Annotated in this window: 17 protein-coding genes; 9 read left to right on the forward strand and 8 right to left on the reverse strand. The window is 60.2% G+C overall.

Annotated elements, in window-relative coordinates; all coding sequences use genetic code 11:
- Positions 1-61 precede the first annotated feature (61 nt).
- Both nagZ and VF672_RS24390 read left to right on the forward strand, forming a co-directional pair.
- Entirely contained in the window at positions 62-1063 is a 1002-nt protein-coding gene (gene nagZ, locus VF672_RS24385) for a beta-N-acetylhexosaminidase (RefSeq protein ID WP_331107814.1), read from the forward strand.
- 8 nt (positions 1064-1071) lie between these two features.
- Positions 1072-1812 carry an S-methyl-5'-thioinosine phosphorylase gene (locus tag VF672_RS24390; protein ID WP_331107786.1) on the forward strand — a complete coding sequence of 247 codons (741 nt, stop codon included), beginning with the start codon at positions 1072-1074 and terminating at the stop codon, positions 1810-1812.
- A gap of 389 nt (positions 1813-2201) precedes the next feature.
- Here the strand turns inward: VF672_RS24390 and VF672_RS24395 are convergent, their stop codons facing one another.
- Entirely contained in the window at positions 2202-2426 is a 225-nt protein-coding gene (locus tag VF672_RS24395; protein ID WP_331107788.1) for a DUF6555 family protein, read from the reverse strand.
- A 260-nt stretch (positions 2427-2686) separates the two neighbouring features.
- On the reverse strand, positions 2687-3829 hold the full coding sequence (locus VF672_RS24400) for an aldose epimerase family protein (protein ID WP_331107790.1): 1143 nt from the start codon (positions 3827-3829) through the stop codon (positions 2687-2689).
- 335 nt (positions 3830-4164) lie between these two features.
- On the opposite strand from VF672_RS24400, the gene VF672_RS24405 reads away from it, so the two are divergent.
- The 5 genes from VF672_RS24405 (at position 4165) to araH (ending at position 9681) form a co-directional block, all read left to right on the forward strand.
- Positions 4165-4896, forward strand: coding sequence for a FadR/GntR family transcriptional regulator (locus tag VF672_RS24405; protein ID WP_331107792.1), 732 nt, complete (start codon positions 4165-4167; stop codon positions 4894-4896).
- A 79-nt stretch (positions 4897-4975) separates the two neighbouring features.
- On the forward strand, positions 4976-5854 hold the full coding sequence (locus VF672_RS24410) for an SMP-30/gluconolactonase/LRE family protein (protein ID WP_331107794.1): 879 nt from the start codon (positions 4976-4978) through the stop codon (positions 5852-5854).
- A 164-nt stretch (positions 5855-6018) separates the two neighbouring features.
- Positions 6019-7023 carry a substrate-binding domain-containing protein gene (locus tag VF672_RS24415; RefSeq protein WP_331107796.1) on the forward strand — a complete coding sequence of 335 codons (1005 nt, stop codon included), beginning with the start codon at positions 6019-6021 and terminating at the stop codon, positions 7021-7023.
- A 93-nt stretch (positions 7024-7116) separates the two neighbouring features.
- Complete coding sequence (araG, locus tag VF672_RS24420; RefSeq protein WP_331107798.1) at positions 7117-8646, forward strand: L-arabinose ABC transporter ATP-binding protein AraG; 1530 nt, start codon at positions 7117-7119, stop codon at positions 8644-8646.
- Between the two features lie 69 nt (positions 8647-8715).
- A complete protein-coding gene (gene araH, locus VF672_RS24425; RefSeq protein WP_037013092.1) occupies positions 8716-9681 on the forward strand; it encodes an L-arabinose ABC transporter permease AraH in 966 nt (321 codons plus the stop codon).
- 217 nt (positions 9682-9898) lie between these two features.
- Here the strand turns inward: araH and VF672_RS24430 are convergent, their stop codons facing one another.
- From VF672_RS24430 to VF672_RS24450, 5 genes are all read right to left on the reverse strand, one after another.
- Complete coding sequence (locus VF672_RS24430; protein ID WP_331107800.1) at positions 9899-10369, reverse strand: helix-turn-helix transcriptional regulator; 471 nt, start codon at positions 10367-10369, stop codon at positions 9899-9901.
- 311 nt (positions 10370-10680) lie between these two features.
- On the reverse strand, positions 10681-11304 hold the full coding sequence (locus VF672_RS24435) for a PqiC family protein (protein WP_331107802.1): 624 nt from the start codon (positions 11302-11304) through the stop codon (positions 10681-10683).
- Positions 11301-12977 (reverse strand): intermembrane transport protein PqiB, encoded by a 1677-nt coding sequence (locus tag VF672_RS24440; RefSeq protein WP_331107804.1) that lies wholly within the window; start codon positions 12975-12977, stop codon positions 11301-11303. The genes VF672_RS24435 and VF672_RS24440 overlap by 4 nt, the downstream gene beginning before the upstream one ends.
- Positions 12967-13584, reverse strand: a complete 618-nt coding sequence (locus VF672_RS24445; protein ID WP_331107806.1) for a paraquat-inducible protein A — start codon at positions 13582-13584, stop codon at positions 12967-12969. The genes VF672_RS24440 and VF672_RS24445 overlap by 11 nt, the downstream gene beginning before the upstream one ends.
- Positions 13581-14135 (reverse strand): paraquat-inducible protein A, encoded by a 555-nt coding sequence (locus VF672_RS24450; protein WP_331107816.1) that lies wholly within the window; start codon positions 14133-14135, stop codon positions 13581-13583. Before VF672_RS24450 ends, VF672_RS24445 begins: the two co-directional genes overlap by 4 nt.
- 647 nt (positions 14136-14782) lie before the next feature.
- Here VF672_RS24450 and VF672_RS24455 point away from each other — a divergent pair.
- Positions 14783-15136, forward strand: a complete 354-nt coding sequence (locus VF672_RS24455) for a hypothetical protein (RefSeq protein ID WP_331107807.1) — start codon at positions 14783-14785, stop codon at positions 15134-15136.
- A 50-nt stretch (positions 15137-15186) separates the two neighbouring features.
- Here VF672_RS24455 and VF672_RS24460 read toward each other — a convergent pair whose 3' ends face one another.
- Positions 15187-15507: a DUF883 family protein gene (locus VF672_RS24460; protein WP_331107810.1), complete on the reverse strand. Its 321-nt coding sequence runs from the start codon at positions 15505-15507 to the stop codon at positions 15187-15189.
- A gap of 201 nt (positions 15508-15708) precedes the next feature.
- On the opposite strand from VF672_RS24460, the gene VF672_RS24465 reads away from it, so the two are divergent.
- A complete protein-coding gene (locus tag VF672_RS24465) occupies positions 15709-15966 on the forward strand; it encodes a hypothetical protein (RefSeq protein ID WP_331107812.1) in 258 nt (85 codons plus the stop codon).

Consider the following 15966-nt stretch of genomic DNA (forward strand, 5'->3'; position numbering starts at 1 on the left):
CGATCCCTCACCATGCCGGCCTGAGCATTGGTTGTTGAAGGATCATCTTATGAGTTCTGGCCTGCAAGGCTCCCTGATGGTGGATGTCGCCGGTACCTGGCTGACGTCCGAAGATCGTCAGTTTCTTCGTCAGCCCGAAGTGGGCGGCCTGATCATTTTCGCGCGCAATATCGAGAGTCCACGGCAAGTCCGCGAGCTGTGTGCTTCCATTCGCGCGATCCGTCCCGATTTGTTGTTGGCTGTGGATCAGGAGGGCGGTCGGGTGCAGCGCCTGCGCCAGGGGTTTGTGCGGCTGCCGCCAATGCGTGCGATTGCCGATCACCCCCATGCAGAGCGCCTTGCCGAGCACTGCGGCTGGCTGATGGCAACCGAAGTACTGGCGGTGGGGCTGGACCTCAGTTTTGCGCCGGTGCTCGATCTGGACTACCAGCGCAGTGCGGTCGTGGGCACCCGATCATTCGAAGGCGACCCCGAGCGCGCGGCGTTGCTGGCGGGTGCTTTTATCCGCGGCATGAATACGGCGGGGATGGCGGCCACCGGCAAGCATTTCCCGGGGCATGGCTGGGCCGAGGCTGACTCCCATGTGGCGATTCCCCAGGATGAGCGCAGCCTTGAGACCATTCGGGCCAATGACCTGGTGCCTTTCCAGCGCTTGAGTTCGCATCTGGCAGCGGTCATGCCTGCCCATGTGATTTATCCCAAGGTCGATTCGCAGCCGGCGGGCTTTTCGCGCCGTTGGCTGCAGGACATCCTGCGCGGCGAGCTTGGCTTCGATGGCGTGATCTTCAGCGATGACCTGTCGATGGCGGGCGCTCATGTCGTGGGGGACGCCGCCAGCCGCATCGAGGCAGCGCTGACCGCCGGCTGTGACATGGGGCTGGTCTGCAATGACCGCGCTGCGGCGGAGCTTGCGTTGAGCGCGGTGCAGCGCTTGAAGGTTTCGCCGCCCGCGGCACGACTTCACCGGATGCGCGGCCAAGGCCTGGCGTCCACCGAATACCGGCAGCATCCACGTTGGCTGGCGGCGCTGACGGCCCTGCGCGCTGCTCAACTGATCGACTAAGGATTCACATGACTGTTTACGCGATTATCGGCGGCACCGGCCTGACTCAGCTCGAAGGACTGACGATCCGTCAGTCCCTGACGGTGAACACACCTTACGGCGCGCCGTCCGGCGATATCCACCTCGGCGAATACGCCGGGCGCGAGGTGATGTTTCTCGCCCGCCACGGGCATCCGCACCGCTTTCCTCCGCACAAGGTCAACTACCGCGCCAATATCTGGGCTCTCAAGCAGGCAGGTGCCGAAGCCATCCTGGCGGTCAACGCCGTTGGCGGCATTCATCCTGACATGGGCACCGGCCATTTCTGCGTGCCTCATGATCTGGTGGACTACACCAGTGGCCGCGATCACACCTTTTTCGCCGATGACCTCGAGCACGTGACGCACATCGATTTCAGCTACCCCTACAGCGCACCGCTGCGGGCACGGCTGATTGCGGCGCTGGTTGCTGAAGGATGCCCGCACAGCGATTTCGGCGTCTATGCCTGCACACAGGGACCGCGGCTGGAAACCGTGGCTGAAATCGTGCGCCTGGAGCGTGACGGTTGCGACATCGTCGGCATGACCGGTATGCCGGAAGCGGCCTTGGCGCGTGAGCTTGAACTGGAATACGCCTGTATGGCGCTGGTGGTGAATCCGGCCGCTGGCAAATCGGCGGCGGTGATTACCATGGCGGAAATCGAGCAGGCTTTGCACGACGGAATCGGCAAGGTCAAGGCAACACTGGCCCGGGTGCTCAGCGCTGCCTGAGTAAGGCAAACGCTGGCCCATGCGGCGCTTTTTTTCGGCGTGTGCTAGGCCGGAGAGGGCAGCAAAGTCAACGCCAATACGTTGAAATAGTTGTCCACGGAAAGCGTGAATATCTCTGTGGATAAGTTTCTGTAAGCCTGTAGTTGCAAGGCCTTAGCTGCAATGGTCGTTTAATGATCAGGTTTGCCGATGGCCTGGATTGAGCGCGTTAATCGTCAGAAATCTCTTCTGGCGAGGCGTCCATGGTTCGGGGGAAGGGAAGGCTGGTCGGAGCGCCGGATGACTGGCAACGTGTCGACGACGACGCGTTGCCAAGGAAGGCTTCCGTGATCAAAAGTTGAAGAGCAAATAAGCGAACAGTTGACGCCAACATCGTCCTGATCAGCCGATCAGGACTCCGCCCACTCCACATCGGTCAAGCCCAGTTGCTCGGCTTTTGGTTTGGTCACCTTCGGCACTCGGTCCGAGCGGTATTTAGGGATCTGACCAAATCCGGCATCCACTGATGCCCAGTGCCAGGCAGATGCACTGTCCATGGCTTCAGCGCTAATGTAGAAGCTTTTGTAGCTGCCGTGCAGCAGATAATCGATTCTGAAATGCTTGTACTGTGCCACGCTTGCGAACCTCCCTATCAATCACTCTCTTTGTAACTGAGTCGTCACCGACGGGAAAATTCACTCGAAAAGTGTGTTTCTAAGCCAAACGGTTAGCTTTAGTACAGAACGGTGAGCGCTTGGGCCGTCACTGTCTCAAATGAGTGGGAATGGCTGTTTTTGAGCGGTTTCATTACGAAGCCCCCCAGGTCTTCCCCCCTTTGAAGCGGCAGTGACAACCTTTGGCGTTGCCCTGCCGCCGCGTCTTTACACTCAAACGGTCACTTGTTCAGAAACTTGAACACGGTGGTCTGGGTGTACGCCTTGCCTGGGTTCAGGCGTGTCGAAGGGAAGTCTGGCTGATTGGGCGAGTCCGGGTAGTGCTGGGTTTCCAGCGTGAAAGCGCCCCAGTGCGGGTAGATCTTGCCTGCCTTGCCCTTGACGGTGCCGTCGAGGAAGTTGCCCGTGTAAAGCTGGACCCCAGGCTCGGTGGTGAACAGTTGCAAACGACGACCGGATTTCGGATCGACTACGTCTGCCGCCAGATTCGACAACTTGCCCTTTGTATCGAGGATCCAGTTGTGGTCATAGCCGCCTTGGGTCGGTTCAGCGAACTTGAGCTGAGCATTGTCTTCCCGGATGCGCTTGCCGAAAGCGACGGGTTTGAGGAAGTCCAGTGGCGTGCCGGCCACCGGCGCCAATTCACCGGTCGGAATCAGTGTCTCGTTGACGGGCGTGTAGCGGGCTGCGTGGACCACCGCAACCTGATCGAGGATGTCGCCATTGCCAGCGCCGGCCAGGTTGAAATAACTGTGGTTGGTGAGGTTGAGGACGGTCGGCTTGTCCGTCGTGGCGTGGTACTGGATGCGCAGCTCGTTCTTGTCGTTCAGGCTGTAGGTGACTTCCGTTTTAAGCGTACCCGGGAAGCCCATCTCGCCATCGACCGACACATACGTCAGCTTGACCCCCACAGAGCCTTTGTCTTTGACCTCTTCGGCCTTCCAGATCTGCTTGTCGAAGCCTTTCGGCCCGCCGTGCAATGAGTTGGTCTTGTCGTTCAGGGGGACTTGGTAGCTCTTGCCGTCCAGAGAAAACTTGCCGCCTGCCAGGCGATTGCCGAAGCGGCCAATGGTGGCGCCAAAAAACGAAGTGCCTTTGACATAGCCGTCGACATCATCGAAACCCAGAACCACGTCTTCAGCCTTGCCGTGCTTGTCTGGCACCAGCAACGACTGAAGGGTGCCGCCATAGGTGATGACCGTGGCCTGCATGCCCTGGCCGTTGCGCAGCGTGTATTTCTCGACCGGGGTGCCATCGGCCAGTTTCCCGAAATCGCCATGTTCAGTGGACAGTCCGGCAGCGTGCACTTGCAGCGCGGCGGCCAGCAGTGACAGGCCAATGGCAGGGATAAGCGTCTTTCTCATTGCGTCGATCCTTTTGTTGTTATGGGTGTGTTCACAGGTACTGCATAAAGGCAGCACCTTTGCTGCTCGTGGCGCTCAAGTGCGGCGCGGTGCCTCAACGGCCGGAAAGGTGCCGATTGGTCATACTATTCAGGGCAATTGACGCTGATATTTCGAGTTATAGATCAAAACCGCTCGCTTTAAAAATAAATTGTAATACTATTTGGCGAAAGGCAGTCACAGCCCCCGCGCTAGAAGGTCTAGCCCAAGAGTGCGGGGCTGTACAGGCGTTTGACTCCTAATCGTATGATCATTAGCCTCGATTCGCGGAAACTACCGTAAACAGGGGCGGATCAATGAGCAGCAGTTTTCATGCGTCAACGGTAGACCGCCTCGGCGCCTGGATTGCTCAAGGCAACGTGATGCCGGGGCAGTCGCTGAAGGTTGAAGCGGCGTTGGGTGAAGAGTTCGGGGTCAGTCGTACCGTCATCCGCGAGGCCATCAAGACGCTTGTGGCCAAGGGGTTACTGGAAGTCGGACCCAAGGTGGGCACACGGGTGTTGCCGGTGCGCAGCTGGAATCTGTTTGACCCGCAGGTGGTGGGCTGGCTGGCAGCGAAGGGGCTGCCGGAAAGCGTGGTGCTGGACCTGCTGGACTTGAGACGTGTGATTGAACCGATGGCGGTGCGTTGGGCGTGTGAACGGGCAACTCCGGAGCAGATCGCGGGGATTCAGGCGGCGTACGTGCAGCTTGAATTCAGCGTCGCGGATCTTGGGGACTACAACGCTGCGGACCAGCGCTTCCATGAAGCCGTGCTCGCAGCGAGTCACAACCAGTTCATCGAGCAGATGTTGCCGGCGCTGGGCGCGTTGCTGGCCATCTCCTTCGAGGTGTCGTCGGCGGTGCCCGGAGAACTCGGCAGAACCCTGCCGCTGCACAAGGACCTGGCGGACGCGATCGCCAACCGTGATTCGGCGAAGGGTGTCTGGGCGTGCATGAGTCTGATCGAAAACGCCGGTGAAGTGATTGCCCGCTCGCGGCAGCCACCGTTGTCCCGGTCATTGAGATCATTGGAGTCCGAGGTTTAGCCGGTGCGCACCTCGGCCGGTTGACTGAACCCTGGTATGACCCGTAACACGACCCATAATAATAAGCAGGACATTGTTCATGAAATGGCTACCGGTCTGCGACCAGCGCTTTAAATTGGCCGAAGGGCCGTTCTGGGACAACGTCGACCAGGCGTTGTACTGGGTCGATATCGCCGGATTCCGCGCGCTTCGGCTGCACAACGGCCAGGTGTCCTCCTGGCAGTTCCGCGAGCCGGTCTCCGCCTTTATCCCCACGACGAAGGGCGACGCGCTGGTGACTCTCGCCAGTGGCGTTCATCGTCTGGACCTCGATTCCACGGCTGAGCAGCCCGTTATCTCTCTGCTATGTAACGCCGACCCGGTGGCCGGCAACCGTGCCAATGAGGCCCGCTGTGATCGCCACGGCCGACTGTGGCTCGGCACCATGCAAAACAACCTGGACGAGCAGGGCGGTGACCTGCCCATAGAGCGCCGGTCCGGCGGGCTTTACCGCGTCGACGGCGACGCTTCGGTCGTGCCTTTGCTGGAGGGGCAGGGCATCGTCAACACGCTGGTCTGGCCGCACAACGATGCCGCAGTGTTGACTGCCGACACCCTGGACGGGGTGATCTATCGTTACCCGATCAATGACGACCACTCCCTGGGCGAACGGGAAGTATGGGCCCATGAGCATTTACGCGGCGCACCCGACGGCTCGGCGATGGACGAAGGCGGCTTTGTCTGGAACGCCCGCTGGGGTGGCGGCTGCCTGATCCGCTTTGCACCCGACGGCAGCGTTGATCGCATCGTTGAACTACCGGTCGGTCACCCGACCAGTTGCGTATTCGGCGGGCCGGACATGACCACGCTGTTCGTGACCAGCGCCCGTCCCGCAGAGGGAGCGAGTGATCTGGATGGCAGTGTGATTCAGATGCAAGTCGGCATTAAGGGGATGGCCTCGCACCGGTTTTCAGGGTGACGTCATCCGCCTGCCAAGCGGGTGTGACACTCGGTTACATAGGCTTCATTGATAATATGATATGACTGTTTTCAGTCGAGCGGCCTGCGGTGTTTCTTGCTGCATGCCGCCCCGACACTCACTGCTGAACGCTGTAGCTAGTCAATAAAAATAAGGAGTTAGCTATGTTGAGTCGCCACGGGATTCGTTCCCTGTGCTGTGTTGCTGTTGCCACCGCCATTTTCGGCATGAGCGGCGGTGCATCCGCCGCTGACAAGGTCAAGATCGGGTTTCTGGTCAAGCAGGCTGAAGAGCCCTGGTTCCAGACCGAATGGGCCTTCGCCGAAAAAGCCGGACAGGAACACGGTTTTGAAGTGATCAAAATTGCCGTTCCGGACGGTGAAAAAACCCTCTCCGCCATCGACAGCCTCGCCGCAAACGGCGCCAAAGGCTTCGTCATCTGCCCGCCTGATGTATCCCTGGGCCCGTCTATCGTTGCCAAGGCCAAAGCCAACGACATGAAAGTCATGGCCGTCGACGACCGTTTCGTCGACGCCAAGGGCAAATTCATGGAAGACGTGCCGTACCTGGGCATGGCTGCGTTCGAAGTCGGCCAGAAACAGGGCGCGGCCATGGCCGAGGAAGCGAAGAATCGCAACTGGGACTGGAAAGAAACCTACGCGATCATCAACACCTACAACGAACTGGACACTGGCAAGAAGCGCACCGACGGTTCGGTGGATGCGTTGAAAAAAGCCGGTATGCCGGAAGACCACATCCTCTTCACCCCGCAGAAAACCCTCGACGTACCGGGCAGCATGGACTCCACCAACGCAGCGCTGCCCAAGCTGCCCGCTGCCGCGAAAAAACTGATCATCGGTGGCATGAACGACAACACCGTGCTTGGTGGCGTACGCGCAACCGCAGGCGCCGGCTTCACACCGGCCAACGTGATCGGCATCGGCATCAACGGCACTGACGCCATCGACGAGCTGAAGAAAAAGGAAAGCGGCTTCTTCGGGTCGATGCTGCCAAGCCCTGACAAAGAAGGCTACAACACCGCCCTGCAGATGTATGAGTGGGTCACCACAGGCAAGGAACCTGCGAAATACACCGCCATGGACGACGTGACCCTGATCACCCGCGCCAACTTCAAGGAAGTGCTGACCAAGATCGGTCTGTACAAGTAAGCGCGGCAGTCGAGTCGGGACGCCTGGAAATCAGGCGGATATCTGCGAGGCCTCGTTCCACCCGGCAAGGGTGGGGCGGGGTGGAGGTGGTTCATGCAACAGGCATCGGTTCAACAACAGGTTCAGCACGGCGGCAGCCTGCGCTTCAACGGGATCGGCAAAACCTTCCCTGGTGTGAAAGCGCTGTCGGACATCAATTTCGAAGCTCGGCCAGGCAGCGTTCACGCGCTGATGGGCGAGAACGGCGCGGGTAAATCGACGCTGCTGAAGATTCTCGGCGGCTCGTACCAGCCCAACAGCGGCGATCTGCAGATCGGCGACCAGCATCTGGCATTCAAATCCACCGCGGACAGCATCGCGGCCGGCGTAGCGGTGATCCACCAGGAACTGCACCTGGTCCCGGAAATGTCGGTGGCGGAAAACCTCCTGCTGGGGCATATGCCCAATCGCTGGGGCATGATCAACCGCCGGGCCATGGTCCGCCGCGCACGGGACCTGCTCAAAGGCCTGGCCGACGAGATCGACCCGAACACGCGCCTCGGTGACCTGTCACTGGGGCAGCGGCAACTGGTTGAAATCGCCAAGGCCATGTCGCGCAATGCTCATGTCATCGCGTTCGACGAACCCACCAGCAGCCTGTCGGCGCGGGAGATTGATCGGCTCATGGCGATCATCACGCAACTGCGCGACGAAAGCCGGGTGATTCTCTACGTGTCCCACCGCATGGAAGAGATTTTCCGTGTGTGTGACGCCGTGACCGTGTTCAAGGACGGGCGCTTCGTGCGCACCTTCGAAGACATGGCTGACCTTGACCATGACCGCCTCGTGACCTGCATGGTCGGGCGCGATATCCAGGACATCTATAACTACCGGCCGCGCCAGCACCAGGGGCCGAGCCTGCGGGTGACCGGCCTGATGGGGCCAGGCTTGCAGGAGCCTGCCAGTTTCGCCGTGGAGAAGGGCGAAATTCTCGGCTTCTTCGGCCTGGTCGGCGCCGGTCGTACCGAAATGTTCCGCATGCTGTCGGGGCTGACGCGCAGGCAGGCCGGGACTCTGCAACTGGAGGGCAAGCCGCTGAACCTGCGTTCGCCGCGCGACGCCATCGACGCGGGGATCCTGCTCTGCCCGGAAGACCGCAAGAAAGAAGGCATCGTCCCTCTGTCCAGCGTCGCCGAGAACATCAACATCGGCGCGCGGCCGCGCCACGTGAGTCTGGGTTGCCTGATCCAGGGACGCTGGGAGCGCGACAACGCCCGGCACCAGATCAAGTCGATGAACGTCAAAACGCCTTCGCCTGAACAGCAGATGCTGTTTCTGTCGGGCGGCAACCAGCAGAAAGCCATCCTGGGTCGCTGGCTGTCGATGCCGATGAAGGTGCTGCTGCTGGACGAACCCACCCGCGGCATCGACATCGGCGCGAAATCCGAGATCTACCAGATCATCCACAACCTTGCTGCCGACGGCATTGCCGTGATCGTGGTGTCCAGCGACCTGATGGAAGTGATGGGGATCTCCGACCGCATCCTGGTCATGAGCGAGGGCGCCATCACCGGCGAGCTGTCTCGCGAAGAGGCCAACGAACAGCGGCTGTTGCAACTGGCATTGCCGCGTACCCGCGGTTGAACCCGGCAAAGACCCGGTTATGAATCTGGCGATGAAAAGCTGGCTATGAAAAACAAGAATGAGGTGCGTATGTCTACCGAATCCAGCCTGACGGCTCCCCGCCAAGGCATGAACATGCGTCGATTCGTCGACGACTGGGCCATGCTCATGGCCGCCCTGGGCATCTTTGTGCTCTGTGCGCTGCTGATCGACAACTTCATGTCGCCGCTGAACATGCGCGGCCTGGGCCTGGCGATTTCCACGGTCGGCATCGCCGCCTGCACCATGCTCTATTGCCTGGCCTCCGGGCATTTCGACCTCTCGGTCGGTTCGGTTCTGGCGTGTTCAGGGGTCATTGCAGGGATCGTCATTCGCGACACCGACAGTGTGTTTTTGGGCGTGTCGGCAGCGCTGGCCATGGGCTTGCTGGTCGGCTTGATCAACGGCATCGTCATTGCCAAGCTGCGTATCAATGCGCTGATTACCACGCTGGCGACCATGCAGATCGTTCGCGGTCTGGCTTACATTTTCTCCAACGGGAAAGCAGTGGGCGTGGGCGACGAGGCCTTCTTTGTGTTCGGTAACGGCCAGCTGTTTGGCGTGCCGGTGCCGATTCTCATCACGATTGTCTGCTTCATATTCTTCGGCTGGCTGCTCAACTACACCACCTACGGCCGCAATACCTTGGCCATCGGCGGTAACCAGGAAGCGGCACTCCTCGCCGGTGTTCATGTCGACCGGACCAAGATCATCATCTTCGCCGTGCACGGTTTGATTGGCGCGCTGGCCGGTGTGGTGCTGGCTTCACGCATGACTTCGGGTCAGCCCATGATCGGCCAGGGCTTTGAACTGACCGTGATCTCGGCGTGTGTGCTGGGTGGGGTGTCCTTGAGTGGCGGCATCGGCATGATCCGTCATGTCATCGCAGGGGTCTTGATTCTGGCGATTATCGAGAACGCCATGAACTTGAAGAACATCGACACCTTCTACCAGTATGTGATTCGCGGCACGATCCTGCTGCTGGCGGTGATTATCGACCGGTTGAAGCGTCGCTGATCCAGGAAGGTCGCGAGGGGGTGCGTAGGGATTGTCTGGTCCCGCGCACCGCCGCTCAACGTTCAGTCCGCGCCGTCCCCGCTATTCCTGCGGGACTAAGCGTGCTCAGGAAAGAGGCGCTCCACCCGCTCGGATTTGCCGATCTGGAGACGCCTTCCCGAGCAAGATAGGTCCCACAGCTGTGAGCCTTACCCCTCTAGCGCCTGCAAACGGCGTCTTAGACGAGTTTCGACGTCTCGAAGATAAGGTGCATCGTGGCCTTGGCGAGTGACTGCGCTTCAATCCGGATAGTTTCCAGCTGCACGTTGGCCTCGGTGGATTGAGCGTCGTGGTTGCGTACCTCGATGAGCTGCGTCAGCTGCAACGATGCGTCGATGAGGCCATGCAGATTACGGTGCAACTGGTGAGTGACTTTGGTCAAGTGGGGGGACACCTCCTGTTTCTCTTCAGGATCGACCAACGATGCCAGATTCATCCCGTCTGTGGACGATCTTTTGCCACTCATCACGTAGTTAAGGTCGACACCAGCTTCTGCGATGAGAAGCAGGTAATCGGCCTTCGGCGACCGGGTGCCGTTCTCGTAATTCCCCTGTGCGTTGGTTTCGACGCCGCCGATTGCGCCCAATGCACTCTGCGACAGCTTCAGCCTGTTGCGTTCCTGCCTGAGTCGCAGACCAATGCCTTTCATGTGCTCAACTCCCTTTGACGATCCCTGACGTTAAGCATCCACGTGCAAACATCATGATCGACTCGGACGGAATGATGAGCAAATCAATGCAAACGGATGCGGCTTCTTAGGATTAACCTATTCATAATCGCCGAAACAATAACTCCTTCTCTTTGGATGTGGGATCCAAAAATCTCGTGTTGTAGGAGTTTTCTCAAACGCTCGTATGATAACTGTTCGAATGAATAGGTTTTTAGGGCTGAGGGCAGCGGTTTGAATAGCGGCTTGTAAAGAGAATGAGTCGGGCACCTAAGTGCCCGGAGTCGATGCGATCAAGAAGGGCAACGGGCGTCGGGCTGACGCGACCACTGGCTGGCAGTGCGCGCAATGGTATCGGCCAGCGTTGATACGGCTTGCTGATGGGCGATCACCAGATTCTCCATGCCGATGCCTGCCGGTTGGCGGATGACGCTGCTGCAGGTCAAGGTCTGCCGCTTGGCACCGGGTCCTGAGCCTGCGCCGCGCAGGCTCAGGTTCCACACCACATCGATCAGCGCGTATTGATCGGGCACCGATTCAAAGCGGCGGACGTCCGTGCGCACCGACAGGACGGGCTGGTCGCTCTGCTTGGGCAAACCGGCGAGGTCCCTGGAGCCGAAGCGGCGTTCCAGCTGCCCGGTCAAGGCGTCGTGGAACTCATCGCCCAGAGGGGCGCCCCAGCGGTCATTTTCCAGAATGGCCAGGCTGCCATTGCCCTGACGAATGACCAACGGCGGCTGGTCCACCTGCACCGCCATCAGCACGGGTTGCATTTCAAACTGAAACGGCGCCTGGCTCACGTTTGCCGGAGCCGGGGTGGCCGGGGCGATCAGCGTGTAGTAATGCGTCGGCGTTGAAGCACACGCCGTCAGACCCAGTGCGCAGGCCAGCATGAGTAGAGGTTTACGCAATGTCATTGGGCGGGCTCCGGAGCGATTTCGCGGGAAGAAGAAGATCCTTTGTACGAGCCGGGCGCTGCATCCCCCGAGCGGCCGCGGATCAATGATTCGGGATGACGGCTGAGGAAGTCGGTCAATACCCGCACCGAGCGCGCTGTGCGTTGGACTTCTTCCATGGCCTGGCCTAATTGCTGACGCGCCGGTGAGTCGTCCGACAGCGTCTCATTGGCCGTGCCCAAGGTTTTCTGCGCTTGCTGCAAGGCGCCGCGCATTTGCGGCAACACGTCACTGTTCACCTGCTTCATGGTTTTCTGAAGCTCGATCAGGCTGCCATTGAGGTTCTTCGCCAGATCATCCAGAGGGATCTTGCCCAGTTTGTCGACGAACGCCTGCAACTGCTCCTGAAGCTTGTCGAAGCTGCCGCCCACGGTGGGTATTTCCAACGGCCGGGCGTTGGCGTTGTAGGTCACTTTCGGGGCCTTGGGGTCGAAGTCCATGGCGACGTAAAGCTGGCCGGTGAGCAGGTTGCCGGTACGCACCTGTGCGCGCAGGCCTCGGTCGATGAACTGTCCGAGGATTTTCGACGTTTGTGCCTCCTCATCGCCATTGCCTGCCTGCTGCTTGAGCTTGTCATTGGCTGCGCCCAGTCGCTGGGGATAGATCACAGCGCCGACGATGCCTGGAAAACTGCCCGTCGCCGGGTCGTAGTCGAGGTCGACCGAGACCACCCGGCCGATGTTGACGCCGAGGAAGTCCACCGGCGCGTTGACCACCAGCCCGCGCAGGGACTGATTGAAGCGCATGCGGATGTATTTGGGCTCGCCATCGGGCGGCGCCAGCGCGGTCGCCTGGTCTTCGAACAGCTTGAACTCGGCGTTGGGGTCGGCCGGCCTGGCGTCGGGGCTGTATTTGGGTTCACGGAAGGCGATACCGCCGGACAGGATCGACGTCATGGACTGGGTCGACACCTTCAGGCCCGACGCGCCCAGGGTGACGTCGACGCCGCTGGCGTTCCAGAAGCGTGAGTCGGTGAGCACGTACTGATCGTTGGGCGCCCCGACGAAAATCTCGACGTCGACGCCTTTGCCGTCCTTCGCCAGTTCGTAGGCCACGACCTGGCCTACCTGGATCCGGCGGAAGTACACAGGCGAGCCGATGTCCAGCGAGCCGAGATCATCGGTGTGCAGCATGAAGCGCTTGCCTTTCTCGCCGAAAGTGACGGCGGGCGGGGTTTCCAGACCGGTGAAGTCCTTCTTGGTTTCTTCCGAACTGCCGGCGTCGGCGCCGATGAAGGCGCCGGACAACAGGGTATCCACACCGGTCACGCCATGGGCGCCGATGCGCGGACGAACCACCCAGTACTGAGTGTCGGCGCGGGTAAACGGCGCTGCCGATTGATTGAGGTCGATGCTCGCCAGTACGTGAGTACGGTCATCGCTGAGCTCGATGTCGGTGACCATGCCGATGACCACGTTCTTGTATTTGACCTGGGTTTTCTTGGCTTCCAGACCTTCGGCCGTGAGGAAGCTCACCACCACTTTCGGGCCGACGTTGAGGAAGTCATGCACCACCATGGACAGGCCGATCAACGCCGCGACGATCGGCACCAGCCAGACCAGTGAAACGCGGACTTTGCGGGCCTTGACCTGCGGCTTTGCCGGCGGTGAGGGGGGTAGGGTGTTATCGGACATCTTCAACCTCTGCGTCCCAGATTAGCCGGGGATCGAACGTCATGGCGGCAAGCATGGTCATCACCACCACCAAACCAAAAAACAATATGCCCAGGCGCGGCTCGATGGTGCTGAGCCCGCGGAACTGCACCAGCGCCGCCACCAGAGCCACCACCAGCACATCGAGCATGGACCAGTACCCGATCAATTCAATGAACCGGAACAGCCGCGAACGCTCGACCATGGCCCAGGTGCTGCGGCGCTGGCACGTCACCAGCAGCATCCCCAGCACCAGAAACTTGATGCAGGGCACGACCACGCTGGCAATGAAAATCAGGATGGCGATGTCCCACGAGCCGCCTTCGGCAAACTCGATCACTCCGCTCATGATGGTGTTCTCACTGCTGCTGCCGAGCATGGTCGTGTACATCACCGGCAGCAGGTTGGCGGGAATGTAGAAGATCAGACCGGCGATCAGAAATGCCCAGGTGCGCGCCAGGCTGTCGGGCTTGCGCCGATGCACCGGCGAGTCGCAGCGCGGACACTCATGGGCATCCTCCGGGCAGACGTAACTGCACACATGGCACAGCGTGACTTTGTAGTCGCGAGCGAAGGGAATGCCGTTCATTCAGGCTCGACTCCCAGCTCGTCCCACAAGCGGCGGATGTCCTTGCCGGCGATCAGGAGAATCAGCACCATCAGCATCGCCATGGCCCACAGGCCCACGCCCGCGTGAACATCCAGCATACCCGCCAGTTTGACGATGGCCACCAGAATGCCCAGCAAACAGACTTCCAGCATGCTCCAGGGCCTGAGGTGCTCAAGGGTGCGCATGCACATTTTGAAACCGGGTGCGATTTCGCCGCGATTGGCATGGGCCAGCACCCAGAACAGCAAGGCGATCTGCAGCGCCGGGGCAAGGATGACGGCAAGCCCGGCCACCAGCGCGATCAGTGTGATCTGGCCCTGGGCCAGGGCCTGAACCGAGCCCCAGAGGGTCACCTCGTTGTAGAGGCCCTGCATGCTGATGCTGATGACCGGAAACACGTTGGCGAAGATGAACAGCACGCAGGCGGCGATGCTTAACGCCAGCAGCTGCTCGATGGTCAATCGATGGCTGCGACGAAGAATCGCTGCGCAGCGCAGGCAATGAGCCGATTCGCCTTTGCTCAAGGGCATGGCCTGGTACACCGAGTCGCAGTGCTCGCAGATGATCCATCCGTCCGGGGTGGGCTGCGTTTCGGCCTGCGCAGGGGCGGTCGTCTGGCTCTGACGGTGAGTCGGGTGGTGAGGAATGTTGTTCATCGGCGCGGGCGTCGCGGAAGTCATGGGTGTGTTCACGATAGATCGGCTTTCGTCGATTGCACGCCTGGGCGGCGGGCGGGCAACCATACCTTGTCGGCGAAGCGCAGGCTTGCATTAGTTGAACTGATTGTCATGAAACCTGCACTTGGGAAACCTGAGAGATTGACCACAGTGCCATCATCAGGTTCGGCATTATTTCCATGTGGGCCGTCAATCTTTACAGGGTGTGTCCAGGTAGGGGGCGTAACGCAGGCTGATCGCCATTTCCACAACCCGCCTATTTTACATTCGCGGCCAGCGACGGCCCAGCGTTGGCGTGCGGATTAAGCGCTCCCGGCGGGCGGTCTAGCGCTCGGTGGCTCCGTGCAACTGCAACCCAGGTGGCGTTGCGCTTCCCTTCGCTTTAACAAAAACCCGGCGCGCAGGGCGGTTTCAGGCAGGTCCCTGTCGGCGTGTTCACGTTACAACGTGCGTCCCCTGCGGTGATAGACTCGCGCCACTTCAAACGAGGAGCAACAGACGTGCGCAAGATGGCAATGATGGTGGCGGTGTTGATGCTGGCGGGTTGTGATGGCGGCAAGCCGGCGACCCCGGCCCAGGTTCCGAGCACGGATTCAGTGGCCGAAGCGCCGACGCCGGCTTCGCAGCAGTGGACCATTCGTGTGCATTTGAAAGAAGCGCTGAGCGACATGACTTATTGGCTGGTGGAGCACCATTACCCGTCTTACGTCGTGAAGGTCGATGGCAGGGAAGTGGTAATGATCGGGCCGTTTGAATCTCAAGCAGACGCCGAGAAGGCCAAGATTGAAATCGATGCCGCGATGGTCAAGGGCCATCGCCTGTCGCAGCTGGAAGTGATCGCGCCGCGCTCTTGAGGCAGAGGGACCGGCTTGAGCCGGTCCCGCAAGCGCTCAGACGCCGTTGATCAACGACGGCCCAGCAGCAAGCCCACCACCAGACCGAAGCCTGCGGAAGCCGCCACGGTCTGCCACGGGTGACCGCCGATGTAATTTTCGGTGGCTTCGACAGCAGGTTTGGTGCGCTCGCGCACGCTGCCCACCGATTCCAGCGCCTGCTTGAGCTTCTGGCTCAGTTGCGCGCGCACGGTGTCAGCTTCCTCACCGACCAGGGAGGCGCTGTCTTTGAGCAGCTTGTCAGACTCTTCGATGAGGGCAGCCAGTTCGCTGAACGCTTGATCCTTGATCTGTTCGACAGCGGCGCTGTGGGCAGCAGTTTTACGAGCCATGGAAAATTTCCTTTCAGTGGTTATGGCAGTGTGCAATGGAGCTTTAAGCGCCTGGAAAGTTGCAGCACATCCGCGCAAGCGGCTAAAAAGTACATTGAATGGGGTCGGGAATAGGCGCCGTGGGGTGTAAGATGCTGACGTTTTTCGAGCCAGTCAGTGGCTCCGTTTATGCGTTCGTTTTGCACATCGAGGTAGAGACCCATGAGCTACAACCTGGCCAACAAAACCCTTCCGGAACGCGCTGCCATCGAGGACGAAAAGTCGCGTCTGTTCGATTTATGGCAGAGCAATCTGGGCAAGGCCAAGGGCGACGCCGCCCGGCTGATGGGCGAACGGGCCAAGCGCAAGGGCAAATGGTCGGAGTGGGTGCGTGGCGAACTCGACGCCATGTCGCCGCCGGAGTACGCCAACATGGTGCGCGCCGAGGTCAACCGTCTGGTGGCGGCGGCGAGGGCCTGA

Origin of the sequence: Pseudomonas sp. (assembly GCF_036387035.1) — a bacterium.
Lineage (GTDB): Bacteria > Pseudomonadota > Gammaproteobacteria > Pseudomonadales > Pseudomonadaceae > Aquipseudomonas.

Bases quoted from the DNA above. Each gene is read 5' to 3' on its own strand.
- VF672_RS24445 (WP_331107806.1), bottom strand. From the start codon at position 13,584: ATGAACGGCATTCCCTTCGCTCGCGACTACAAAGTCACGCTGTGCCAT.
- VF672_RS24400 (WP_331107790.1), bottom strand. From the start codon at position 3,829: ATGAGAAAGACGCTTATCCCTGCCATTGGCCTGTCACTGCTGGCCGCC.
- VF672_RS24430 (WP_331107800.1), bottom strand. From the start codon at position 10,369: ATGAAAGGCATTGGTCTGCGACTCAGGCAGGAACGCAACAGGCTGAAG.
- VF672_RS24465 (WP_331107812.1), top strand. From the start codon at position 15,709: ATGAGCTACAACCTGGCCAACAAAACCCTTCCGGAACGCGCTGCCATC.
- VF672_RS24450 (WP_331107816.1), bottom strand. From the start codon at position 14,135: ATGCCCTTGAGCAAAGGCGAATCGGCTCATTGCCTGCGCTGCGCAGCG.
- VF672_RS24410 (WP_331107794.1), top strand. From the start codon at position 4,976: ATGAAATGGCTACCGGTCTGCGACCAGCGCTTTAAATTGGCCGAAGGG.
- araG (WP_331107798.1), top strand. From the start codon at position 7,117: ATGCAACAGGCATCGGTTCAACAACAGGTTCAGCACGGCGGCAGCCTG.
- VF672_RS24415 (WP_331107796.1), top strand. From the start codon at position 6,019: ATGTTGAGTCGCCACGGGATTCGTTCCCTGTGCTGTGTTGCTGTTGCC.
- VF672_RS24390 (WP_331107786.1), top strand. From the start codon at position 1,072: ATGACTGTTTACGCGATTATCGGCGGCACCGGCCTGACTCAGCTCGAA.
- VF672_RS24405 (WP_331107792.1), top strand. From the start codon at position 4,165: ATGAGCAGCAGTTTTCATGCGTCAACGGTAGACCGCCTCGGCGCCTGG.
- VF672_RS24440 (WP_331107804.1), bottom strand. From the start codon at position 12,977: ATGTCCGATAACACCCTACCCCCCTCACCGCCGGCAAAGCCGCAGGTC.
- VF672_RS24460 (WP_331107810.1), bottom strand. From the start codon at position 15,507: ATGGCTCGTAAAACTGCTGCCCACAGCGCCGCTGTCGAACAGATCAAG.
- VF672_RS24435 (WP_331107802.1), bottom strand. From the start codon at position 11,304: ATGACATTGCGTAAACCTCTACTCATGCTGGCCTGCGCACTGGGTCTG.
- araH (WP_037013092.1), top strand. From the start codon at position 8,716: ATGTCTACCGAATCCAGCCTGACGGCTCCCCGCCAAGGCATGAACATG.